At 44.0% G+C, this 23,340-nt stretch carries 19 protein-coding genes and 1 other annotated feature; of the genes, 18 read left to right on the top strand and 1 reads right to left on the bottom strand.

The window, feature by feature from the left end:
• Positions 1-172: 172 nt before the first annotated feature.
• Positions 173-422 (top strand) — a binding site (T-box leader).
• Between the two features lie 121 nt (positions 423-543).
• The 13 genes from ilvB (at position 544) to yihA (ending at position 17,638) form a co-directional block, all read left to right on the top strand.
• Positions 544-2,268 (top strand): acetolactate synthase large subunit, encoded by a 1,725-nt coding sequence (ilvB, locus tag AU387_RS09450; protein ID WP_059335540.1) that lies wholly within the window; start codon positions 544-546, stop codon positions 2,266-2,268.
• Positions 2,265-2,783 (top strand): acetolactate synthase small subunit, encoded by a 519-nt coding sequence (gene ilvN / locus AU387_RS09445; RefSeq protein ID WP_044154082.1) that lies wholly within the window; start codon positions 2,265-2,267, stop codon positions 2,781-2,783. Before ilvB ends, ilvN begins: the two co-directional genes overlap by 4 nt.
• A gap of 23 nt (positions 2,784-2,806) precedes the next feature.
• Entirely contained in the window at positions 2,807-3,835 is a 1,029-nt protein-coding gene (ilvC, locus tag AU387_RS09440; RefSeq protein WP_059335539.1) for a ketol-acid reductoisomerase, read from the top strand.
• Complete coding sequence (locus tag AU387_RS09435) at positions 3,822-5,378, top strand: 2-isopropylmalate synthase (protein ID WP_044154086.1); 1,557 nt, start codon at positions 3,822-3,824, stop codon at positions 5,376-5,378. The genes ilvC and AU387_RS09435 overlap by 14 nt, the downstream gene beginning before the upstream one ends.
• Before the next feature lie 20 nt (positions 5,379-5,398).
• On the top strand, positions 5,399-6,496 hold the full coding sequence (gene leuB, locus AU387_RS09430) for a 3-isopropylmalate dehydrogenase (RefSeq protein ID WP_059335538.1): 1,098 nt from the start codon (positions 5,399-5,401) through the stop codon (positions 6,494-6,496).
• 51 nt (positions 6,497-6,547) lie between these two features.
• Positions 6,548-7,966 (top strand): 3-isopropylmalate dehydratase large subunit, encoded by a 1,419-nt coding sequence (gene leuC / locus AU387_RS09425; protein ID WP_059335537.1) that lies wholly within the window; start codon positions 6,548-6,550, stop codon positions 7,964-7,966.
• Positions 7,967-7,978: 12 nt separating this feature from the next.
• On the top strand, positions 7,979-8,578 hold the full coding sequence (gene leuD / locus AU387_RS09420) for a 3-isopropylmalate dehydratase small subunit (protein ID WP_044154097.1): 600 nt from the start codon (positions 7,979-7,981) through the stop codon (positions 8,576-8,578).
• A 120-nt stretch (positions 8,579-8,698) separates the two neighbouring features.
• Positions 8,699-9,703, top strand: a complete 1,005-nt coding sequence (gene ddcA / locus AU387_RS09415) for a DNA damage checkpoint antagonist DdcA (RefSeq protein WP_059293477.1) — start codon at positions 8,699-8,701, stop codon at positions 9,701-9,703.
• Positions 9,704-9,929: 226 nt separating this feature from the next.
• Positions 9,930-11,204: a trigger factor gene (gene tig, locus AU387_RS09410; RefSeq protein ID WP_059293478.1), complete on the top strand. Its 1,275-nt coding sequence runs from the start codon at positions 9,930-9,932 to the stop codon at positions 11,202-11,204.
• A 272-nt stretch (positions 11,205-11,476) separates the two neighbouring features.
• Positions 11,477-12,739 carry an ATP-dependent protease ATP-binding subunit ClpX gene (gene clpX, locus AU387_RS09405; protein WP_044154108.1) on the top strand — a complete coding sequence of 421 codons (1,263 nt, stop codon included), beginning with the start codon at positions 11,477-11,479 and terminating at the stop codon, positions 12,737-12,739.
• A gap of 152 nt (positions 12,740-12,891) precedes the next feature.
• Positions 12,892-14,550 (top strand): ATP-dependent protease LonB, encoded by a 1,659-nt coding sequence (lonB, locus tag AU387_RS09400; protein ID WP_024122376.1) that lies wholly within the window; start codon positions 12,892-12,894, stop codon positions 14,548-14,550.
• Positions 14,551-14,729: 179 nt separating this feature from the next.
• Positions 14,730-17,054, top strand: a complete 2,325-nt coding sequence (gene lon, locus AU387_RS09395; protein WP_024122375.1) for an endopeptidase La — start codon at positions 14,730-14,732, stop codon at positions 17,052-17,054.
• On the top strand, positions 17,051-17,638 hold the full coding sequence (gene yihA / locus AU387_RS09390) for a ribosome biogenesis GTP-binding protein YihA/YsxC (RefSeq protein WP_024122374.1): 588 nt from the start codon (positions 17,051-17,053) through the stop codon (positions 17,636-17,638). The genes lon and yihA overlap by 4 nt, the downstream gene beginning before the upstream one ends.
• Positions 17,639-17,661: 23 nt before the next feature.
• Here yihA and AU387_RS09385 read toward each other — a convergent pair whose 3' ends face one another.
• A complete protein-coding gene (locus AU387_RS09385; RefSeq protein WP_044154109.1) occupies positions 17,662-18,159 on the bottom strand; it encodes a hypothetical protein in 498 nt (165 codons plus the stop codon).
• A 230-nt stretch (positions 18,160-18,389) separates the two neighbouring features.
• On the opposite strand from AU387_RS09385, the gene hemA reads away from it, so the two are divergent.
• From hemA to hemB, 5 genes are read left to right on the top strand one after another with little or no spacing between them, the layout of a single operon-like run.
• Entirely contained in the window at positions 18,390-19,757 is a 1,368-nt protein-coding gene (gene hemA, locus AU387_RS09380; RefSeq protein WP_059335536.1) for a glutamyl-tRNA reductase, read from the top strand.
• A 7-nt stretch (positions 19,758-19,764) separates the two neighbouring features.
• The gene (locus tag AU387_RS09375; RefSeq protein ID WP_010335178.1) at positions 19,765-20,595 is read left to right on the top strand and encodes a cytochrome c biogenesis protein; all 831 of its coding nucleotides are present in this window, start codon (positions 19,765-19,767) and stop codon (positions 20,593-20,595) included.
• A gap of 36 nt (positions 20,596-20,631) precedes the next feature.
• Entirely contained in the window at positions 20,632-21,573 is a 942-nt protein-coding gene (gene hemC / locus AU387_RS09370; protein ID WP_059335535.1) for a hydroxymethylbilane synthase, read from the top strand.
• Positions 21,563-22,351: a uroporphyrinogen-III synthase gene (gene hemD / locus AU387_RS09365; protein WP_059335534.1), complete on the top strand. Its 789-nt coding sequence runs from the start codon at positions 21,563-21,565 to the stop codon at positions 22,349-22,351. The genes hemC and hemD overlap by 11 nt, the downstream gene beginning before the upstream one ends.
• Positions 22,348-23,322 carry a porphobilinogen synthase gene (gene hemB, locus AU387_RS09360; protein WP_024122369.1) on the top strand — a complete coding sequence of 325 codons (975 nt, stop codon included), beginning with the start codon at positions 22,348-22,350 and terminating at the stop codon, positions 23,320-23,322. Before hemD ends, hemB begins: the two co-directional genes overlap by 4 nt.
• Positions 23,323-23,340 lie beyond the last annotated feature (18 nt).

Genomic DNA, 23,340 nt, shown 5'->3' with positions numbered 1-23,340 from the left:
GTCTAATAATTTTAAAAAAGGCTGTTGACACTGCGTCCAAAGCGGCGTAATATGAGTTCAACAAAAGATAAACGCAAGTTTCACAAGCACAAATGATTGCAATAGGATTCTAAAAAAATGAAAAACAACCAATCTTCTTGGACGGCAGAAAAGCTGTTCAAGAGACTGAATATGAAAAGCGCAGATGAGGATAAGTAGCCTTGAAAAAGCTTTCCACAGAGAACCGGATTAGCTGAGAACCGGCGAAGCTTTACAAGGTGAACTCGCCTCAGAGTGCCAGTCTGAAATCACAGTAGGACTTGGCCGGGTGAACGATGATGTTTACTCGTTATTAAAACGGATAGGAATATCCATGAGACGGCCGTATCAAAGGCCGTAAACAAGGGTGGTACCGCGGAAAGAAGAGCCTTTTCGCCCCTTTTGGCTATCGCATTCACTGCGCGGCTGATTGTGGGCGGAAGGGCTTTTTTTATTGAATAATCAGCTATAAAGCTAATAATTGATGATCTTTAGAGGATGAAAATCCAAAAGGAGGAACTAAAAATGGGGACTAATGTACAGGTGGATTCAGCATCTGCCAAATGTACACAGACGATGAGCGGAGCGTTAATGCTGATTGAATCATTAAAGAAAGAAAAAGTAGAAATGATATTCGGTTATCCGGGCGGGGCTGTACTTCCGATCTACGATAAACTGTACAATTCAGGAATGGTACATATCCTTCCCCGACACGAGCAAGGCGCCATTCATGCAGCAGAAGGATACGCGAGAGTTTCTGGAAAACCAGGGGTCGTTATTGCGACATCAGGCCCGGGAGCGACAAACCTTGTTACTGGACTTGCGGATGCCATGATTGATTCACTGCCTTTAGTCGTCTTTACAGGGCAGGTGGCAACCTCCGTTATCGGCAGCGACGCTTTTCAGGAAGCGGACATTTTAGGAATTACAATGCCGATTACAAAACACAGCTATCAGGTCCGCCAGCCGGAAGATCTGCCGCGCATCATTAAAGAAGCATTCCATATTGCGACAACGGGAAGACCGGGACCTGTACTAATCGATATTCCGAAAGATGTTGCAACAATTGAAGGGGAATTCAGCTATGATCACGAGATGAATCTCCCGGGATATCAGCCGACAACGGAGCCAAATTATTTGCAGATCCGCAAGCTTGTGGAAGCCGTAAGCAGCGCAAAGAAACCGGTTATCCTAGCGGGTGCGGGCGTATTGCACGGAAAAGCGTCAGAAGAATTAAAAAATTATGCCGAGCAGCAGCAAATTCCAGTTGTACACACGCTTTTAGGACTTGGGGGTTTCCCGGCAGACCATCCGCTTTTCTTGGGGATGGCGGGTATGCACGGCACTTATACAGCGAACATGGCCCTTCATGACTGTGATCTTTTAATCAGTATCGGCGCCCGTTTTGATGACCGCGTCACAGGAAACCTGAAACATTTTGCGAGAAACGCAAAGATTGCCCACATCGATATTGATCCGGCTGAAATCGGAAAAATCATGAAAACACAGATTCCGGTTGTCGGCGATAGCAAAGTTGTCCTGCAAGAGCTGATCAAACAAAACGGCAAACAAGGCGATTCAAGCGAATGGAAAAAACAGCTTGCCGAGTGGAAAGAAGAGTATCCGCTCTGGTACGTAGACAATGAAGAAGAAGGCTTTAAACCTCAAAAACTGATTGAATACATTCATCAATTTACAAAGGGGGAAGCCATTGTCGCAACGGATGTCGGCCAGCATCAAATGTGGTCAGCGCAATTTTATCCGTTCCAAAAGGCAGATAAATGGGTAACATCAGGCGGTCTTGGAACAATGGGTTTCGGCCTTCCTGCAGCGATCGGCGCACAGCTGGCAGATAAAGATGCAACCGTGGTGGCGGTGCTTGGAGACGGCGGTTTTCAAATGACGCTCCAAGAACTTGATGTTATTCGCGAATTGAATCTGCCGGTTAAAGTTGTGATCTTGAATAACGCTTGTCTTGGAATGGTAAGACAGTGGCAGGAAATTTTCTATGAAGAGCGTTATTCAGAGTCTAAATTCGCTTCACAGCCGGACTTTGTCAAATTATCAGAAGCATACGGCATTAAAGGCATCAGAATCTCCTCTGATGCAGAAGCGGAGGAAAAGCTGGAAGAGGCATTGACATCAAAAGAACCGGTTGTCATTGACGTTCGGGTCGACAGCGAAGAAAAAGTATTCCCGATGGTGGCTCCGGGGAAAGGGCTGCATGAAATGGTGGGGGTGAAACCTTGAAAAGAATTATCACATTGACTGTGGTGAACCGCTCCGGCGTGTTAAACCGGATCACCGGTCTATTTACAAAAAGACACTACAACATTGAAAGCATTACAGTTGGACACACAGAAACAAGCGGCGTTTCCAGAATTACCTTTGTCGTTCACGTTGAAGGAGAAAATGATGTTGAACAGCTGACAAAACAGCTTAACAAACAAATTGATGTGCTGAAAGTCACTGACATCACAAATCAATCAATTGTCCAAAGGGAGCTGGCCTTAATCAAGGTCGTTTCCGCACCGTCAACGAGGACAGAGATTCACGGAATGATAGAGCCGTTCAGAGCTTCTGTCGTTGATGTCAGCAGAGACAGCATCGTTGTACAGGTGACTGGCGAATCTAACAAAATTGAAGCGCTGATTGAATTGCTAAAACCGTATGGAATCAAAGAAATTGCGAGAACAGGTACAACGGCTTTTGCGAGGGGCACTCAGCAAAAGACGTCATCCAATAAAACAATATCTATTGTATAAAACAAAACAAGGGAGAGATTAAAATGGTAAAAGTATATTATAACGGTGATATCAAAGAGAACGTATTGGCTGGGAAAACAGTAGCGATTATCGGTTATGGCTCACAAGGGCATGCCCACGCGCTGAACCTGAAAGAAAGCGGAATTGACGTGATTGTCGGTGTCAGACAAGGGAAATCTTTCACTCAGGCGCAAGAAGACGGACATCGAGTATTTTCAGTAAAAGAAGCAGCGGCTCAGGCTGAGATCATTATGGTTCTTCTTCCGGATGAACAGCAGCAAAAAGTATATGAAGCTGAAATCAAAGCTGAGCTGACTGCAGGCAAATCATTGGTCTTCGCTCACGGATTTAACGTTCATTTCCACCAAATTGTTCCACCGGCAGATGTTGACGTATTCTTGGTAGCGCCTAAAGGTCCTGGACATTTGGTCAGAAGAACTTATGAGCAAGGAGCAGGCGTACCGGCGCTGTTCGCGATCTATCAGGATGTGACAGGTGAAGCGAAAGATAAAGCTTTGGCATACGCAAAAGGAATCGGCGGAGCAAGAGCAGGCGTTTTGGAAACGACATTTAAAGAAGAAACAGAAACGGATCTGTTCGGTGAGCAAGCTGTACTTTGCGGAGGATTAACTTCCCTTGTAAAAGCTGGATTTGAAACATTAACTGAAGCTGGTTATCAGCCGGAACTTGCATACTTTGAATGTCTTCATGAGCTGAAATTGATCGTTGACCTTATGTATGAAGAAGGCTTGGAAGGCATGAGATACTCTATTTCTGATACTGCTCAATGGGGAGATTTCGTATCCGGGCCGCGTGTTGTAGACGCAAAAGTAAAAGAATCAATGAAAGAAGTCTTAAAAGACATCCAAGACGGAACATTTGCTAAAGAATGGATCGTAGAAAACCAGGTAAACCGTCCTCGTTTCAACGCAATCAATAGGAGCGAAAACGAACATCAAATCGAAGTGGTGGGAAGAAAGCTTCGTGAAATGATGCCGTTTGTTAAACAAGGCAAGAAGAAGGAAGCGGTGGTCTCCGTTGCGCAAAATTAATTTTTTCGATACGACGCTTCGTGATGGTGAACAATCCCCTGGAGTAAACTTAAATACACAGGAGAAACTTGCCATAGCAAAGCAGCTCGAAAGACTCGGGGCAGATATCATTGAAGCGGGATTTCCCGCTTCGTCCCGAGGTGACTTTTTAGCTGTGCAGGAAATCGCAAGAACCATAAAAAATTGTTCTGTGACAGGTCTTGCCCGCTGTGTAAAAGGTGATATTGATGCTGCATGGGAAGCGTTAAAAGACGGTGCTCAGCCAAGAATTCACGTATTCATTGCCACATCGGACATTCATTTAAAACACAAGCTGAAAATGACGCGTGAACAGGTCATTGAAAGAGCGGTTGAAATGGTGAAATACGCAAAAGAGCGTTTCCCAATTGTTCAATGGTCTGCTGAAGATGCCTGCCGAACTGAACTGCCGTTTTTAGCGGAAATCGTAGAAAAAGTGATTGACGCAGGGGCTAGTGTCATCAACCTTCCGGATACAGTCGGCTATTTGGCTCCGGCAGAATACGGGAATATCTTTAAATATATGAAAGAGAACGTTCCAAACATTCATCAAGCGAAGCTGTCAGCTCACTGCCACGATGATTTGGGAATGGCAGTCGCCAATTCTCTCTCAGCGATCGAAAATGGCGCCGATCAAATTGAATGTGCGATTAACGGAATTGGTGAAAGAGCCGGAAATGCTGCATTAGAGGAAATTGCAGTTGCCCTTCATACCAGAAAAGATTTCTATCAAGTCGAAACAGGCATTACGCTAAATGAAATAAAACGCACTAGTGATGTAGTAAGTAAGTTCACAGGTATGGCTGTTCCGCGAAATAAAGCGGTAGTGGGCGACAATGCATTTGCTCATGAATCAGGCATCCACCAGGACGGCTTCTTAAAAGAAAAATCAACATACGAAATTATTTCACCAGAGCTTGTCGGTGTAACGGCAGATGCACTTGTCCTAGGCAAGCATTCAGGACGCCATGCATTTAAAGACCGGCTGACTGCATTGGGATTCCAATTTGATAGTGAAGAGATTAATAAGTTCTTTACGATGTTTAAAGAGTTGACTGAGAAGAAAAAAGAAATCACTGATGAGGATCTTGTCTCTCTTATTTTAGAAGAAAAAGTAACAGACCGCAAGATTGGGTATGAATTTCTTTCTCTGCAAGTCCATTATGGAACATCTCAGGTTCCTACGGCTACGGTTTCTTTGAAAAATCAAGAAAACGCCCAGCTTATTCAGGAAGCGGCAACAGGAGCCGGAAGCGTGGAAGCGATATACAATACCCTTGAACGCTGTATCGATAAAGATGTGGAGCTCTTAGACTACCGCATTCAGTCCAATAGAAAAGGCGAAGACGCATTTGCCCAGGTTTATGTAAGAGTAGTAGTTAACGGAAAAGAATCAGCAGGGCGGGGCATAGCGCAAGACGTATTAGAAGCTTCGGCGAAAGCCTATCTGAACGCAGTCAACCGTCAATTGGTTTTCCAGTCTAATATGAACGGACTGCAAAACCATACAGCTGTCGGATCATAAAAGAAAGGAGAACGGTTAATTTGAAGAAACGGATTGCTCTATTGCCCGGAGACGGGATCGGCCCTGAAGTATTAGAATCAGCGACAGACGTGCTGAAAAGTGTTGCCGAACGCTTCAGCCATGAATTTGAATTTGAATACGCCCTTATTGGAGGAGCGGCAATTGACGAACACAACGACCCTCTCCCAGAGGAAACCATTGCGATTTGTAAAAAGGCTGATGCTATTTTGCTTGGTGCTGTCGGCGGCCCGAAATGGGATCAAAACCCTTCGGAGCTTAGACCCGAAAAAGGTCTGCTCAGCATTAGAAAACAGCTTGACCTGTTTGCGAATTTACGGCCTGTGAAAGTGTTTGAAAGCCTTTCTGACGCTTCGCCTTTGAAAAAAGAATATATTGATAACGTTGATTTCGTTATCGTTCGTGAACTGACAGGCGGTTTGTATTTCGGCCAGCCGAGCAAACGCTATGTAAACAGTGAAGGTGAGCAAGAAGCGGTAGACACACTGTTTTATAAGAGGGAAGAAATTGAACGCGTGATCAGAGAGGGCTTTAAAATGGCGGCTGCCAGAAAAGGCAAGGTTACCTCTGTTGATAAAGCGAACGTTCTTGAATCAAGCAGGCTCTGGCGGGAAGTGGCTGAAGACGTCGCAAAAGACTATCCTGATGTGAAACTTGAGCATATGCTCGTTGATAACGCGGCTATGCAGCTGATTTATGCACCGAATCAATTTGATGTCGTGGTGACTGAAAATATGTTTGGTGACATTTTAAGTGACGAAGCGTCCATGCTAACAGGTTCTCTCGGAATGCTTCCGTCAGCCAGCTTATCAAGCTCAGGACTCCATCTGTTCGAGCCTGTACACGGCTCAGCACCTGACATAGCAGGGAAAGGGATGGCAAATCCATTCGCGGCGATATTATCAGCGGCAATGCTTTTGAGAACATCTTTCGGGCTTGAAGAAGAAGCGAAAGCTGTAGAAGATGCAGTCAATCAGGTTCTTACGTCCGGAAAAAGAACAAGAGACTTGGCAAGAGGCGAAGAATACAGCAGCACTCAGGCCATTACAGAGGAAGTAAAGACGGCATTGATGACTGAAAATACAATTTCTAACGTGTGACAGCTTATGGTGTAAGCGGTCTTAGTTCATAGGTAGAGGGAGGAAATAAAGATGATGCCTCGAACGATCATCGAAAAGATTTGGGATCAGCATATTGTAAAACATGGTGAGGGAAAACCGGATCTTCTCTATATTGATTTGCATCTCATCCATGAGGTGACATCCCCTCAGGCATTTGAAGGGTTGAGACAAAAGGGAAGAAAGGTCAGAAGACCGCAAAATACATTCGCAACGATGGATCACAACATTCCAACCGTCAATCGCTTTGAGATAACGGATGAAGTTGCGAAACGCCAAGTGACAGCGCTTGAGCGGAACTGCGAAGAGTTTGGCGTACGCCTTGCCGATCTTCACAGCGTAGATCAGGGGATTGTCCATGTAGTCGGGCCCGAGCTTGGCTTAACGCTTCCGGGAAAAACGATCGTATGCGGAGACAGCCATACTTCAACTCACGGTGCATTCGGCGCCCTGGCATTCGGAATCGGAACGAGTGAGGTTGAGCATGTTCTTTCTACACAGACACTCTGGCAGCAGCGTCCGAAAACGCTTGAGGTGCGTGTAGACGGGACACTGCAAAAAGGGGTAACGGCAAAGGATGTCATTCTTGCTGTTATCGGTAAATACGGCGTGAAATTCGGCACCGGTTACGTTATTGAATACACTGGGGAAGTATTCAGAAACATGACGATGGATGAGCGGATGACCGTTTGCAACATGTCAATTGAAGCCGGAGCAAGAGCAGGTTTGATTGCGCCTGACGAAGTGACATTTGAATATTGCAAAAACCGCAAGTATACGCCGAAAGGAGAAGGATTTGATAAAGCCGTAGCAGAATGGAAAGCGCTGCGCACTGATCCAGGCGCTGTTTACGATAAATCAATTGTGCTTGACGGCAATGAAATTTCTCCTATGGTGACATGGGGTATCAACCCGGGGATGGTTCTTCCTGTCGATTCTGAAGTTCCGGCGCCGGAAAGCTTTTCAGCGGAAGACGACAAAAAAGAAGCGATACGCGCTTATGAATATATGGGGCTGACTCCTCATCAGAAAATTGAAGACATTAAAGTGGAGCACGTATTTATCGGTTCCTGTACAAATTCACGCATGACTGACCTCCGCCAGGCTGCCAATATGATCAAAGGGAAAAAGGTGGCTGAAAGTGTTAGAGCAATCGTCGTGCCTGGATCTCAGAGCGTAAAACTTCAGGCTGAAAAGGAAGGGCTTCATCAGATCTTCTTAGACGCTGGATTTGAATGGAGAGAATCAGGCTGCAGCATGTGTTTGAGCATGAATAATGACGTTGTTCCTGAAGGAGAGCGCTGTGCGTCAACCTCTAACCGTAACTTTGAGGGCAGACAAGGAAAAGGCGCGAAAACACATCTCGTCAGCCCTGCGATGGCTGCGATGGCCGCCATTCACGGCCATTTCGTGGATGTCAGAAAGTTTTATCAGGAAAAAACAGTTGTGTAAGGAGTGCACGAGATGGAACCTTTGAAAACACATACGGGGAAAGCGGCCGTATTAAATCGTATTAATGTTGATACAGACCAGATCATTCCGAAACAATTTCTGAAGAGAATTGAAAGAACGGGCTACGGCCGTTTTGCATTCTTTGACTGGAGATACGATGCGAATGGTGAACCGAACCCGGAATTTGAACTGAACCAGCCGGCTTATGAAGGGGCGTCCATTTTAATAGCGGGAGAAAACTTCGGCTGCGGGTCATCGCGTGAACACGCTCCGTGGGCCCTTGATGATTACGGCTTTAAAATCATTATCGCACCGTCATTTGCTGATATTTTCCACCAAAACTGCTTTAAAAACGGTATGCTGCCGATTCGCATGCCGTATGACAATTGGAAAAAGCTCGTCGGACAATACGAAAATCAGTCACTGCAAATGACAATCGATCTTGAAAATCAGCTTATTCATGACAGCGAAGGCAATCAGATCTCATTCGAAGTCGATCCGCATTGGAAAGAAATGCTGATCAACGGCTATGATGAAATTTCATTAACGCTTTTACTTGAAGATGAAATCAAGCAATTTGAGTCGCAGAGAAGCTCTTGGCTTCAAGCTTAAAAAAAGCTGCCCGGCAATTTGTCGGCAGCTTTTTTTGCCTGGCAGAACCTTTCCTTTCTTGTTTTTGTGTACGGGTGTTGATACACTTGAACAAAATAAATGCCTGAAAGGAATATAGGTATGACGCATGACAAGAAAAACGCAAAAATTATTCCTTTTCCTCATCTGAAAGACCGTCTGGTGGAAAAAGGAATGTCCTCGCTGAAGGAGAAAAAGTATCAAGAGGCGCTGGAATTGTTTTCAGAAGCAATGAAATATGATGATACTGAATCAGATCTTCACTTGGGCATGGCCATTTGCTTTTTGGAGCTGGGCGAATTGGAAGAGGCAAAACGTGTATGCGAAAAGATGCTGAAAGAAGGATACGGCCAGTATTTTACGGTTTTACAAGTATACATGACGATCTTAATTCAGCTTAAGAAATATGAAGAAGTAAAAAGCACGATTGAAGCCGTCCTGGAGGAAAATCAGCTGCCTGCGGAAAGTGCCGAGCAATTTTATAAGCTGCTTGATTTCAGCCGCAAAATGACCGATCCAGAGCGAGAAGACGAGGCTTGGGCCGAAGAGTATGAAGATGTGATCGACACGGAGAAAGTGTTAGCCAGCCCAGAGGAACAAATGAATTTAATCCATTCATTGAAAGACCGCAATGTAGCGAAGTATACGGGGCTGTTAAAAACAATTCTTGAAGATCCCGCTGCTCACCCGATTATCAAGACGATGATCGTGATGTTACTGGCGGAACACGACTACAGCAAACCGGTCCACATTACAAAATTCGGCGACTCCATGACAATCGAGCCGAGCGAGACTGTCCCGCCTGACGCCTCCCCGATTTTGCACCGCGTTCTCCGTGTGCTGGATGAAACGCTGGGGAATGAAAATCCAACCCTGTATGCAGCGGTAGAAGAACTGTGGAGAAGACATTTGTATGTTTTATATCCATTTCAGCCAAAATTGCTGTCTGCAGATCTTTGGGCGGCGGCCCTGCATAAAGTCGGTTATGAAATGCATGGGATTGAGATTGAAAGAGAAGAGCTGCATATGATGTATGAGTTTACCGACAGAGAACTTGATGAAGCGTGCACAATGATTAAAGATATTGAAGAAATTTCTTATTTGTAAATCACGCCATATAGTTGAAAGCGTTATGTGTTATGTTATAATATAATGGTTGTATTTGTGTATAACGGGTATAAGAAATACGGTTGGACAGGCTTTGCAGTTCATTATTAAAATGGATACATAATGATTCTGATCTTTGGCAGCTTCGTTTTTGATGGACGAAGCCGAATGATTGCTTTAGAATGGAAGACCGACACAACCTGAATAGATTTTTGGAGGGAAACACATGTCTGTAAAATGGGAAAAACAAGAAGGCAACGAAGGCGTTTTAACGGTTGAAGTTGATGCTGAAACATTTAAAACGGCACTTGATGATGCATTTAAAAAAGTAGTTAAGCAAGTTTCAATTCCTGGATTCCGTAAAGGGAAAATTCCTCGCGGTTTATTCGAACAGCGCTTTGGCGTAGAAGCTCTTTACCAAGATGCTTTGGATATTCTTCTTCCTGTAGAATACCCTAAAGCAGTTGAAGAAGCTGGAATCGAGCCTGTAGACCGTCCTGAAATCGATGTTGAAAAAATCGAAAAAGGCGAAAGCTTAATCTTCACTGCAAAAGTAACAGTGAAACCTGAAGTGAAGCTTGGCGAATACAAAGGCTTAGGCGTCGAAAAAGACGACACAGCTGTAACTGACGAAGATGTTCAAAACGAACTAAAAGCGCTTCAAGAGCGTCAAGCTGAGCTTGTTGTAAAAGAAGAAGGCGCTGTTGAAGAAGGAAACACAGTTGTTCTTGACTTCGAAGGATTCGTTGACGGCGAAGCATTCGAAGGCGGAAAAGCTGAAAACTATTCACTTGAAGTGGGCTCAGGTTCATTCATCCCTGGCTTCGAAGATCAGTTAGTTGGCCTTGAAGCAGGTGCTGAGAAGGATGTTGAAGTAACATTCCCTGAAGAGTACCACGCTGAAGATCTTGCCGGCAAACCAGCTGTCTTCAAAGTGAAAATTCACGAAATCAAAGCGAAAGAGCTTCCTGAGCTTGATGATGAATTCGCAAAAGATATCGATGAAGAAGTGGAAACACTTGCTGAATTGACTGAAAAAACGAAGAAACGTTTAGAAGAAGCAAAAGAAAACGAAGCTGACGCTAAATTGCGTGAAGAGCTTGTTCTGAAAGCTTCTGAAAACGCTGAAATCGATGTTCCTCAAGCGATGATCGACACTGAGCTTGACCGCATGCTGAAAGAATTCGAACAGCGTCTTCAAATGCAAGGCATGAACCTTGAGCTTTACACTCAATTCTCAGGCCAAGACGAAGCTGCGTTAAAAGAGCAAATGAAAGAAGATGCTGCAAAACGCGTAAAATCTAACCTGACTCTTGAGGCGATTGCGAAAGCGGAAAACCTTGAAGTAACAGATGAGGAAGTTGATGCTGAGCTTTCTAAAATGGCTGAAGCATACAACATGCCTGTTGAAAATATCAAACAAGCCATCGGTTCTACTGACGCGATGAAAGAAGATTTAAAAGTTCGCAAAGCAATTGATTTTCTTGTAGAAAACCGTTAATATGGTGCATAATAATAGTAATAATAAAACAGGGCGCGAATCATTCGTGCCTTGTTTTGTACAATTATGATATATCTCTTTTTCTTGGGGCAATATAGTTAATGCAGGCTGTTTTTTTGTCATACATATAGAATGTGCAAGTCAGAAACACAATGTTACCGTCTTTTTGGAAAGTATGGTAAAATGCAATACATACTCGTTTCGTTTCAAGAATCATTTTCTTTTGCTCTGCCGGTAAAAGAAAAAGTGAGACAAGATTAAGGGGTGAAAGAATGTTTAAATTCAACGAGGAAAAAGGACAATTAAAATGCTCGTTCTGTGGAAAAACACAAGATCAGGTTCGTAAGCTTGTAGCTGGACCTGGTGTATATATATGTGACGAATGTATCGAACTCTGCACTGAAATTGTGGAGGAAGAACTCGGAACAGAAGAAGAAGTAGAATTTAAAGATGTGCCGAAGCCGCAGGAAATTCGTGAAATTCTGAATGAATATGTAATCGGTCAGGATCAGGCGAAGAAATCACTTGCTGTTGCTGTATATAACCACTACAAACGCATCAACTCCAACAGCAAAGTGGACGATGTCGAGCTTTCGAAAAGTAACATTTCATTAATCGGCCCGACAGGAAGCGGTAAAACCCTTCTTGCGCAAACTTTAGCCCGTATTTTAAATGTGCCGTTTGCGATTGCTGACGCTACGTCCCTGACAGAAGCTGGATATGTAGGTGAAGATGTAGAGAATATTCTCTTGAAACTCATCCAAGCTGCTGACTATGACGTGGAAAAAGCGGAAAAAGGCATTATTTATATTGATGAAATCGATAAAGTGGCAAGAAAGTCTGAAAACCCGTCTATTACACGTGATGTGTCAGGTGAAGGCGTGCAGCAGGCATTGCTGAAAATTCTTGAAGGAACTGTGGCGAGCGTGCCGCCTCAAGGCGGACGTAAGCACCCTCATCAAGAGTTTATTCAAATTGATACAACAAACATTTTGTTCATTTGCGGCGGTGCCTTCGATGGTATCGAATCGATCATCAAACGCCGTTTAGGACAAAAAGTGATTGGCTTCGGTTCAGATAATAAGGCTGCAGATCTGGAGAAAGAAGACCTTCTTTCAAAAGTGCTTCCAGAAGACTTGCTCCGTTTCGGATTAATTCCGGAATTTATCGGACGTCTTCCGGTTATTGCAAGTCTTGAAAAGCTTGACGAAGAAGCGTTGGTTGCGATCTTAACGAAACCGAAAAACGCTCTTGTGAAGCAATTCAAAAAAATGCTTGAGCTTGATAATGTTGAGCTTGAGTTTGAAGAAGAAGCGCTGTCTGAAATTGCTAAAAAAGCAATTGAGCGTAAGACAGGAGCACGCGGACTCCGTTCCATCATTGAAGGCATTATGCTTGATGTGATGTTTGACCTGCCTTCCCGTGATGACATTGAAAAATGTGTGATTACTGGAGCGACTGTAACGCATGGAGAACCGCCTCGCCTTTTGTTAAAGGACGGTACTGAGGTTAGCCAAGACAAAACGTCTGCTTAAAAATGAAAATGAACCTCCTGAGTGGTAACATTCAGGAGGTTTTTTTGTTGTGTAAACTCTTCCGGAAAACGTTTATTCCCCTCTTTTGTGGGAGATACTAGCAATCAGAGGAATGAATTGGATACATAAATTGTTTTTCAGGAGGGACCACCATGAGTTGGACAGGGATCGCTTTATTTATTCAGCTGTTTTTTGGGATTATCATTGGTTTGTATTTTTGGAATTTGCTTAAAAATCAAAGGACACAAAAAGTCACGATAGATAAGGAATCAAAGAAGGAAATGGAGCAGCTTCGCAAAATGCGGGCTATCAGCCTGTCCGAACCGTTATCTGAAAAGGTGCGCCCTAAAAGCTTTCAAGATATTGTCGGTCAGGAAGACGGGATTAAAGCGTTAAAAGCGGCGTTGTGCGGACCGAATCCCCAGCACGTCATTGTCTATGGACCGCCGGGAGTCGGAAAAACAGCTGCTGCAAGGCTTGTGTTAGAGGAAGCCAAAAAACATAAGCAATCACCTTTTAAAGAGCAGGCTGTTTTTGTGGAACTCGATGCGACAACGGCTCGATTTGATGAAAGAGGAATTGCCGATCCGCTCATTGGATCTGTACATGATCCGATATACCAAGGGGCCGGAGCGATGGGACAGGCGGGTATTCCGCAGCCGAAGCAGGGGGCTGTCACGCATGCCCACGGCGGTGTATTGTTTATTGATGAAATTGGGGAGCTGCATCCTATTCAAATGAATAAAATGCTGAAGGTGCTTGAGGACCGGAAAGTCTTTTTAGACAGCGCTTATTACAGCGAAGAAAATACACAAATACCGAACCATATTCACGATATTTTTCAAAATGGGCTTCCGGCTGATTTTCGTCTGATCGGTGCGACAACAAGAATGCCCAATGAAATCCCTCCTGCAATCCGATCCCGCTGTTTAGAGGTATTTTTCCGCGAGCTTGAGAAAGATGAGCTGAAATCAGTTGCCAAAACAGCAGTGGATAAGATTGAAAAGAATATTTCTGAAGAGGGGCTTGATTTACTGACCAGCTATACGCGGAACGGCCGTGAAGCAGTTAATATGATTCAAATCGCGGCGGGAATGGCGGTGACTGAAGATCGGAAGGACATCACCATTGAGGATATAGAATGGGTGATTCATTCCAGCCAGCTTACTCCTAAGCACGAGCAGAAAATTGGCACTGCACCGCAAATCGGCATCGTAAACGGGCTTGCAGTGTATGGCCCTAACAGCGGTTCGCTGCTGGAAATCGAAGTGAACGTAACACCGGCTCAGGATAAAGGGTCAATTAACATTACCGGAATAGCAGAAGAAGAAAGCATCGGCAGCCAATCAAAATCAATTCGCAGGAAAAGCATGGCAAAGGGCTCGGTTGAGAATGTGCTAACCGTACTGCGTACAATGGGAATGAAGCCTTCAGACTATGATATCCACATTAATTTTCCCGGCGGCATTCCGATTGACGGGCCGTCGGCAGGTATTGCCATGGCGGCGGGAATTTTTTCAGCCGTTCATAAAATTCCGATTGACAACACGGTTGCCATGACAGGCGAGATCAGTCTAAACGGACTTGTAAAACCGATTGGAGGCGTGATTCCGAAAATTAAAGCGGCAAAACAGTCCGGTGCCAAAAAAGTTATTATACCGCATGAAAATCAGCAATCGATCTTAAAACAGATTGAAGGAATCAAAATTGTGGCGGTGAAAACGTTCCAGGAAGTGCTTGATGAAATTTTAGTGAACCCGCCTACTGAACAAAAACCGTTTAACATGCAAATGAATAAAGAATCGGTCTGACCCTATTTTAAAAATAGGGTTTTTTTCATGAAGGACATCTTTTCCTTTTTCAGATCAGAAAGAAAGGGTATACTACGAGGAGACTGTGTTATAGAAAATGAAACCATGCCGTTTATTGTACAAGGATGAAAAAGTTGTATTATAATGGTTCATACTAAAGTCACGGAGGTGTCAGTCATATGGCAGAAGAATTAAAACGCAGCATCCCGCTCCTCCCTTTAAGAGGTTTATTAGTGTACCCGACAATGGTTTTGCACTTAGATGTAGGACGTGACAAGTCGGTTCAGGCCCTTGAACAGGCAATGATGCATGATCATATGATATTTTTAGCCACTCAGCAGGATATTTCGATAGACGAACCGGGTGAAGACGAAATTTTTACTGTCGGCACCTATACGAAAATTAAACAAATGCTGAAGCTTCCGAACGGTACGATTCGTGTGCTGGTGGAGGGCATACAGCGCGCTCAGATTATTGAATACAATGAGCATGAAGATTATACATCAGTAGACATTCAGCTGATCCATGAAGATGATTCAAAAGATACAGAAGACGAAGCGCTGATGCGGACTTTGTTGGACCACTTTGATCAGTACATAAAAATTTCTAAAAAAATCTCAGCCGAAACGTACGCCGCGGTTACTGATATCGAAGAGCCGGGCAGAATGGCAGACATTGTTGCTTCTCACCTGCCTCTTAAACTAAAGGATAAGCAGGATATATTAGAAACGGCTGATGTCAAAGACAGACTGAACAAGGTCATTGATTTTATCAACAATGAAAAAGAAGTGCTTGAGATCGAGAAAAAAATCGGCCAGCGCGTCAAACGTTCAATGGAGCGTACACAAAAGGAATACTATTTGCGCGAACAGATGAAGGCGATCCAAAAAGAGCTTGGTGATAAAGAAGGCAAAACAGGTGAAGTTCAAACGCTGACCGAAAAAATCGAAGAAGCGGGCATGCCTGACCATGTGAAGGAAACGGCTCTTAAGGAATTAAACAGATATGAAAAAATTCCATCCAGTTCTGCCGAAAGTTCTGTTATCCGAAATTATATTGACTGGCTGGTCGCTCTCCCATGGACGGATGAGACAGAAGATAAGCTTGATTTAAAAGAGGCTGAACATCTTTTAGACAAAGAACATCACGGACTTGAAAAAGTGAAAGAGCGTATTTTAGAGTATTTGGCTGTTCAGAAGCTGACAAAATCCTTAAAAGGTCCGATTCTCTGTTTGGCTGGACCTCCAGGGGTCGGAAAAACGTCCTTGGCCAAATCGATTGCTAAAAGTATGGATCGGAAATTTGTCAGAATTTCACTTGGCGGGGTGCGCGACGAATCAGAAATTCGCGGGCACAGACGGACATATGTCGGGGCAATGCCGGGACGTATTATTCAAGGCATGAAAAAAGCCGGCAAGCTGAATCCGGTCTTCTTACTAGACGAAATTGACAAAATGTCTTCTGATTTCAGAGGCGATCCGTCATCCGCGATGCTTGAAGTGCTTGATCCAGAGCAAAACAGCACCTTCAGCGACCACTACATTGAGGAGACCTTTGATCTGTCAAAAGTGCTCTTTATCGCTACGGCTAACAATTTAGCGACAATCCCGGGACCGCTTAGAGACAGAATGGAAATCATTAATATTGCGGGCTACACGGAAGTGGAAAAACTTGAAATTGTGAAAGATCACCTTCTTCCGAAGCAGATCAAGGAGCATGGGCTCAAAAAGAGCAACCTGCAGCTGCGTGATCAGGCCATTCTTGATATTATTCGCTATTATACGAGAGAAGCAGGTGTGAGAAACCTCGAACGCCAGCTTGCTGCCATCTGCCGCAAGGCCGCAAAAGCCATTGTTTCTGAAGATAGAAAACGGATTACAGTTACGGAGAAAAATCTTCATGACTTTATCGGAAAACGAATTTTCAGATACGGACAAGCAGAAACGGAAGATCAGGTGGGCGTCGTCACGGGGCTGGCTTATACAACTGTCGGCGGAGATACGCTGTCGATCGAAGTATCGCTTTCTCCAGGGAAAGGAAAATTGATCCTGACGGGTAAGCTTGGAGATGTCATGAGAGAGTCTGCCCAGGCGGCTTTCAGCTACGTGCGTTCAAAAACAGAAGAACTTGGCATTGAACCTGACTTTCATGAGAAGTATGATATTCATATACATGTTCCTGAGGGTGCGGTGCCTAAAGATGGTCCGTCTGCCGGTATCACAATGGCGACTGCGCTTGTTTCTGCTTTAACAGGACGGGCTGTATCGCGTAAAGTCGGAATGACTGGAGAAATTACGCTTCGCGGACGCGTGCTTCCGATCGGCGGACTGAAAGAAAAAGCACTCGGAGCACATAGAGCGGGATTGACGACCATTATTGCGCCTAAAGATAATGAAAAAGATATAGAGGATATTCCAGAAAGCGTCAGAGAGGGGCTCACCTTTATATTGGCATCCCACTTAGACGAAGTTTTGGAACATGCCTTAGTAGGAGAGAAGAAATGAAAGTCACAAAGTCAGAAATCGTAATCAGTGCAGTTAAACCTGAACAGTACCCTGAAGGGGGGCTTCCGGAAATTGCACTGGCCGGAAGATCGAACGTTGGAAAGTCATCTTTTATCAATTCATTGATTAATCGTAAAAATCTTGCGAGAACATCATCAAAACCGGGAAAAACACAAACATTAAATTTCTACATTATTAATGACGAATTGCATTTTGTTGATGTACCGGGTTACGGTTTTGCCAAAGTGTCAAAATCCGAGCGTGAAGCTTGGGGCAGAATGATTGAAACCTACATTACAACACGCGAGGAATTGAAAGCGGTGGTGCAGATCGTTGATTTGCGGCATGCACCGTCTAATGATGATGTGCAGATGTATGAATTCTTAAAGTATTACGGCATTCCTGTTATTATTATCGCTACAAAAGCCGATAAGATCCCGAAAGGAAAATGGGACAAACATGCGAAGGTTGTCCGACAGACATTAAATATTGATCCGGAAGACGAGCTGATTCTCTTCTCCTCAGAAACGAAAAAGGGGAAAGACGAAGCTTGGGGAGTGATCAAAAAAATGATAAACCGGTAGAGAATACTCTCTGCCGGTTTTATTTATCGTATAGATTTTTTTCGTTTTATCAATAATAACAATAAACTGATTCCGATAAATACAAACGGCCAATACTCTTTCAGCAGGGACGTGGGAACATGCGCAGACTCGAGCCATGCCATAATCTGTTTGAAAAAGTAAAGAAACAGGGAAAAACAAATCATCGAAACAGCTTCATATACATATTCTTTTTTCTGAACGGTTGAAACGAGCAGCGAGAAGCCGACCATGAAGAGAAGCGTTTCAAAATCATCCGGCCACCATGTCCACTTTGGCTTAGCGAAAAAGTGCAAACCGATTCCGAAGAGAAGCAAGCCGATAAAGAAATGGGGGGAGACAGCTTCTTTTTTCCCTTGGTATATAAAGGCTGCGCCTAACAGCATAAGAAGAACAGGCCATTGATCCTGTCCTGAAAACAGTTCGGCTTGGCCGCTTTCAAGCCATGCGTAAATGGATGCAGCGAGCAGCAGACAAGGGAATAAAATTGATTTTTGTTTCATGCATATCACCTTCTTGTTTTTTAGAGCTGATGTGTAGTAAATTTCTGCTGTTTTTGGTATTGTCAATAGGAATGCTTCTTTTCCGTGAAGCTTTTTCTAATATAGCATAAGAATTTTAAAATCTGTTCACATTTTGTGAAAGAAACTATGTTATAATTATTATAAATAATGAGTTCTATGTTAGAATGATTATAAATAAAAGATTAGGTGTTGGGGGTGTAATTAAAGCGATGCATATACTTGTTGTGGGAGTAGATTATAAATCCGCCCCTATTGAGATACGTGAAAAAGTAAGTTTTCAGCCGAATGAGCTTGCAGAAGCGATGGTGCAGCTAAAAGCAGAGAAAAGCATTCTCGAAAATATCATCGTATCTACCTGCAACCGTACTGAAATTTATGCGGTAGTCGACCAGCTCCATACCGGCCGTTATTATATAAAGAAATTTTTAGCTGACTGGTTTCACTTAAGCAAAGAAGACCTGTCGCCGTTTTTAAGATTTTATGAAAGCGATGCGGCTGTTGAGCATTTGTTCCGTGTAGCCTGCGGATTGGATTCTATGGTGATCGGTGAAACGCAAATACTTGGCCAGGTGCGCGACAGCTTCAAAACAGCTCAGCAAGAAAAAACGATCGGCACGATTTTTAATGAGTTGTTTAAGCGGGCGGTTACAGTGGGTAAACGGACTCACGCCGAAACAGACATTGGCTCTAATGCAGTGTCTGTTAGCTATGCGGCCGTTGAGCTTGCGAAAAAAATCTTCGGAAACCTTTCAAGCAAGCATATATTGATCCTTGGTGCAGGAAAGATGGGCGAGCTTGCAGCCGAAAATCTGCACGGACAGGGAATCGGAAAAGTGACCGTCATTAACAGAACATACTTGAAAGCGAAAGAACTTGCAGACCGTTTCTCCGGTGAAGCGCGAAGCTTAAATCAGCTTGAAAGCGCGCTTGCAGAAGCCGATATTTTAATCAGCTCTACCGGTGCGAGTGATTTTGTTGTGTCTAAAGAAATGATGGAAAACGCGAATAAGCTTCGCAAGGGCCGCCCTTTATTTATGGTGGACATCGCCGTGCCAAGAGACTTGGATCCCGCTTTGAACGATTTAGAAGGCGTCTTCCTTTATGATATAGACGATCTTGAAGGGATCGTAGAAGCGAACCTGAAAGAGCGGAGAGAAACCGCTGAGAAGGTTGAACTGTTAATCGAAGAAACTATTGTGGAATTTAAACAATGGCTGAATACACTCGGTGTAGTGCCCGTCATTTCCGCATTGCGTGAAAAGGCGCTGGCAATCCAGTCTGAAACGATGGACAGCATCGAACGGAAGCTGCCTCATTTGACGACAAGAGAGAAAAAACTTTTGAATAAACATACGAAAAGTATCATTAATCAAATGCTCCGCGACCCGATATTAAAGGTGAAAGAACTTGCGGCAGAGGCTGATTCTGAAGAAAAGCTGGCTTTGTTTAAGCAGATTTTTGATATAGAAGAAGCTGCGGGCCGGCAAATGATCAAAAGCATTGAAGGCAGCCAAAAGGTCCATTCTTATAAGAAGGCTGAATCAAGAGCGGGGTTTGCCCCACTTGTAAGTGAGTGAAAGCTGAATGATTGATACTGCAATGGCAAGACTTAATGAAGGGACAATCGTCATTTACGCATTAAGTGTACTCTTTTATTTTATAGATTTTCTTCAACACAACCGGAAGGCTGGGAAAATGGCCTTCTGGTTGCTTTCTATTGTCTGGACTCTGCAAACCGTGTATTTAGCCTACTTTATGTGGGTGACGGGGCGGTTTCCGGTATTAAATGTGACGGAGGCGCTTTATTTTTATGCTTGGGTGCTTGTCACACTGTCACTTGTACTGACAAAGCTGCTGCGTGTTGATTTTATTGTGTTTTTTACAAATGTAATAGGGTTTGCTATGATCGCCATTCATACATTTTCACCGACGGAGCAGCAGTCAGCGGCTTTTTCGGGTCAGCTCGTATCGGAGCTGTTAGTGATTCATATTACAATGGCGATTCTTTCTTACGGCGCTTTTTCCCTTTCTTTTGTATTCTCTGTGCTCTACTTGTTTCAATATCATCTGTTAAAAAAGAAAAAATGGGGAAAGTGGCTGTTGAGAATAGAAGATTTGTCTAAGCTTGATTATATGGCGTATGTTCTGAATGTCATCGGAGTTCCGATGCTTTTGCTGAGTTTGATTCTTGGCGTCATTTGGGCGTATGTGTCTCTAGAAACGCTGTATTGGTTCGACGCCAAAGTGCTTGGTTCGTTTGTCGTCCTGCTTCTGTACAGCTATTATCTTTATATCAGGCTGATTAAAGAGCTTCAGGGGAAGGTCGCCGCACTGTGGAATACGGCTTGTTTTCTCGTGCTGATGATCAATTATTTCCTGCTCGGAAGCCTGTCTCAATTCCATTGGTTCAGTTAAATAATGTGCCCAAGCAGATTCGGGAGGAAAGAAAAAATGAGAACGATAAAAGTAGGTTCCAGACGGAGCAAACTCGCTATGACCCAAACAAAATGGGTGATTCGCAAACTGAAGGAGATCAATCCTTCTTTTGCTTTTGACATAAAAGAAATCGTCACAAAGGGTGACCGGATTGTCGATGTTACCCTGTCAAAAGTGGGAGGGAAAGGGCTGTTTGTCAAAGAAATCGAACAAGCGCTTTTAAACGAAGACATTGATATGGCGGTTCACAGCATGAAGGATATGCCTGCCGTTTTGCCTGAGGGCCTTGTGATCGGCTGTATTCCTGAACGGGAAGATCCTCGTGACGCTCTTATTTCAAAGAATCGTGTAAAGCTTTCTGAATTGAAGGAAGGTGCTGTAATCGGCACAAGCAGTTTAAGAAGAAGCGCGCAGCTTTTGATTGAGCGCCCTGACATTACAATTAAATGGATTAGAGGTAATATAGATACGAGACTTCAAAAGCTGGAAAACGAAGATTATGACGCAATTATTTTAGCTGCGGCAGGGCTTTCCAGAATGGGCTGGAAGCAGGAAGTCGTAACTGAATTTCTTGAGCCTGAGCGCTGTCTTCCGGCTGTTGGTCAAGGCGCTCTTGCAATTGAGTGCCGCGAATCCGATCGAGAGCTTTTAACGTTATTTTCTCAGTTTACGGATGAGTATACAAAACGGACTGTACTGGCAGAACGTGCCTACTTAAACGCGATGGAGGGCGGCTGTCAGGTGCCGATCGCCGGCTACTCGGTGATAAACGGCCAGGATGAAATTGAACTGACAGGGCTTGTGGCTTCGCCTGATGGAAAAATCATTTTCAAAGAAACCGTCACCGGAAACGATCCGGAGGAAGTCGGTAAGCGCTGTGCGGCTCTCATGACTGATCAAGGCGCTAAAGATTTAATTGATCGCGTAAAACGGGAGCTTGATGAGGATGGTAAATGATTTTCCTTTGAAAGGAAAAACAGTGCTTGTCACCCGAAATAAGACGCAGGCAAAATCGTTTCGGCAGAAAGTGGAGCAGCTTGGCGGAAAAGCGGTATTGGCCTCATTGATCACGTTTCACCGAGCTCTGCCGAATGATCTGGCAGAACAGGTGCGAATAGATCTTGCCATACCCGGGTGGCTTGTGTTTACGAGTGTAAATGGAGCAGATTTCTTTTTTTCTTATCTGAAAGAAAATCAGCTTATTGTTCCCGGTCATAAAAAAATTGCAGCTGTTGGTGAAAAAACCGCACGCCGTTTAGAATCGTACAACGTATCGGTTGATGTAATGCCTCATGACTATATTGCAGAACAATTGGCGGACGCTCTTAAGCAGCATGCCGAACCGTCAGAACGGATTTCAGTCATAAAAGGCAATTTATCTCGCGATGTGATAAAAAAAGAGCTTACGCCTCTTGGCTTTGAAGTGAAGGAATGGGTCGTATATGAAACTGTTCCTGATGAAGACGGCATTGAGGAATTAAAAAATGCCGCGAATCAGTATTCATTTGATTATGTGACATTTACAAGCTCATCAACCGTACATACATTTATGCATGTTCTGGGAGAAGGAATAAAAAAATGGCCGGCGCACCAGACGGCCTGCATCAGCATCGGACCGCTAACGAGGGACGCTCTGCTGTCGTACGGAATCACGTCGTATATGCCTGATACATTTACAATTGACGGCATGCTTGATTTAATGTGCCGCATGTCTAGAAAGGAAGATAGAATATGAGTCAATCATTTAACAGACACCGCCGTTTGCGGTCATCAAAAGCAATGAGAGAGATGGTGAAAGAAACTCGTCTGCATCCATCTGATTTTATTTATCCGATCTTTGTCGTTGAAGGTTTAGAAGGAAAAAAAGCTGTTCCTTCAATGCCTGATGTTTATCATGTATCTTTAGATCTATTAAAGGATGAAGTGGCTGAGCTGGTCAGTCTCGGAATTCAATCCGTCATTGTTTTCGGCATACCTGAAGAAAAAGATGATTGCGGAACGCAAGCTTACCATGACCATGGGATTGTGCAAGAAGCAATTGCCGAAATTAAAAAGCACTTCCCTGAGATGGTTGTCGTCGCTGATACATGCCTATGTGAATATACAGATCACGGACATTGCGGTCTCGTCAAAGACGGACAGATCCTGAATGATGAATCCTTGGAGCTATTGGCACAGACAGCTGTCAGCCAAGCAAAAGCCGGAGCGGATATCATTGCGCCTTCTAACATGATGGACGGATTTGTGACGGTTATCAGAGAAGCGTTAGATAAAGAAGGCTTCATCAATATTCCGATCATGTCTTACGCCGTGAAATATTCAAGTGAGTTTTACGGTCCGTTCCGGGATGCAGCAAACAGCACGCCTCAATTTGGCGACCGCAAAACGTATCAAATGGACCCTGCCAACCGCCTGGAAGCACTCCGTGAAGCCCAATCAGATGTTGAAGAAGGCGCGGACTTCCTGATTGTGAAACCTTCACTTTCTTATATGGATATCATGCGGGATGTAAAAAATGAGTTTACATTGCCGCTTGTGGCTTATAATGTAAGCGGAGAGTATTCTATGGTGAAGGCTGCAGCTCAGAACGGCTGGATCAAGGAAAAAGAGATTGTCTTAGAAATTTTGACAAGCATGAAGCGTGCGGGTGCCGACCTGATTATTACGTATCATGCAAAAGACGCAGCAAAATGGCTTGCGGAGTAATTTTATTCAGTTGACAGG

The sequence above is a fragment of the Bacillus halotolerans genome, assembly GCF_001517105.1.
Taxonomy (GTDB): domain Bacteria; phylum Bacillota; class Bacilli; order Bacillales; family Bacillaceae; genus Bacillus; species Bacillus halotolerans.
The sequence above is the reverse complement of the archived record's forward strand: the minus strand, read 5'-3'. Positions and strand labels throughout refer to the sequence as shown.

Coding starts and splice junctions, on each gene's coding strand:
- AU387_RS09375 (WP_010335178.1), top strand. CDS start 19,765: ATGATTGATACTGCAATGGCAAGACTTAATGAAGGGACAATCGTCATT.
- lon (WP_024122375.1), top strand. CDS start 14,730: ATGGCAGAAGAATTAAAACGCAGCATCCCGCTCCTCCCTTTAAGAGGT.
- hemD (WP_059335534.1), top strand. CDS start 21,563: ATGGTAAATGATTTTCCTTTGAAAGGAAAAACAGTGCTTGTCACCCGA.
- yihA (WP_024122374.1), top strand. CDS start 17,051: ATGAAAGTCACAAAGTCAGAAATCGTAATCAGTGCAGTTAAACCTGAA.
- AU387_RS09385 (WP_044154109.1), bottom strand. CDS start 18,159: ATGAAACAAAAATCAATTTTATTCCCTTGTCTGCTGCTCGCTGCATCC.
- hemC (WP_059335535.1), top strand. CDS start 20,632: ATGAGAACGATAAAAGTAGGTTCCAGACGGAGCAAACTCGCTATGACC.
- hemB (WP_024122369.1), top strand. CDS start 22,348: ATGAGTCAATCATTTAACAGACACCGCCGTTTGCGGTCATCAAAAGCA.
- tig (WP_059293478.1), top strand. CDS start 9,930: ATGTCTGTAAAATGGGAAAAACAAGAAGGCAACGAAGGCGTTTTAACG.
- ilvB (WP_059335540.1), top strand. CDS start 544: ATGGGGACTAATGTACAGGTGGATTCAGCATCTGCCAAATGTACACAG.
- hemA (WP_059335536.1), top strand. CDS start 18,390: ATGCATATACTTGTTGTGGGAGTAGATTATAAATCCGCCCCTATTGAG.
- leuD (WP_044154097.1), top strand. CDS start 7,979: ATGGAACCTTTGAAAACACATACGGGGAAAGCGGCCGTATTAAATCGT.
- leuC (WP_059335537.1), top strand. CDS start 6,548: ATGATGCCTCGAACGATCATCGAAAAGATTTGGGATCAGCATATTGTA.
- ilvC (WP_059335539.1), top strand. CDS start 2,807: ATGGTAAAAGTATATTATAACGGTGATATCAAAGAGAACGTATTGGCT.
- clpX (WP_044154108.1), top strand. CDS start 11,477: ATGTTTAAATTCAACGAGGAAAAAGGACAATTAAAATGCTCGTTCTGT.
- ddcA (WP_059293477.1), top strand. CDS start 8,699: ATGACGCATGACAAGAAAAACGCAAAAATTATTCCTTTTCCTCATCTG.
- lonB (WP_024122376.1), top strand. CDS start 12,892: ATGAGTTGGACAGGGATCGCTTTATTTATTCAGCTGTTTTTTGGGATT.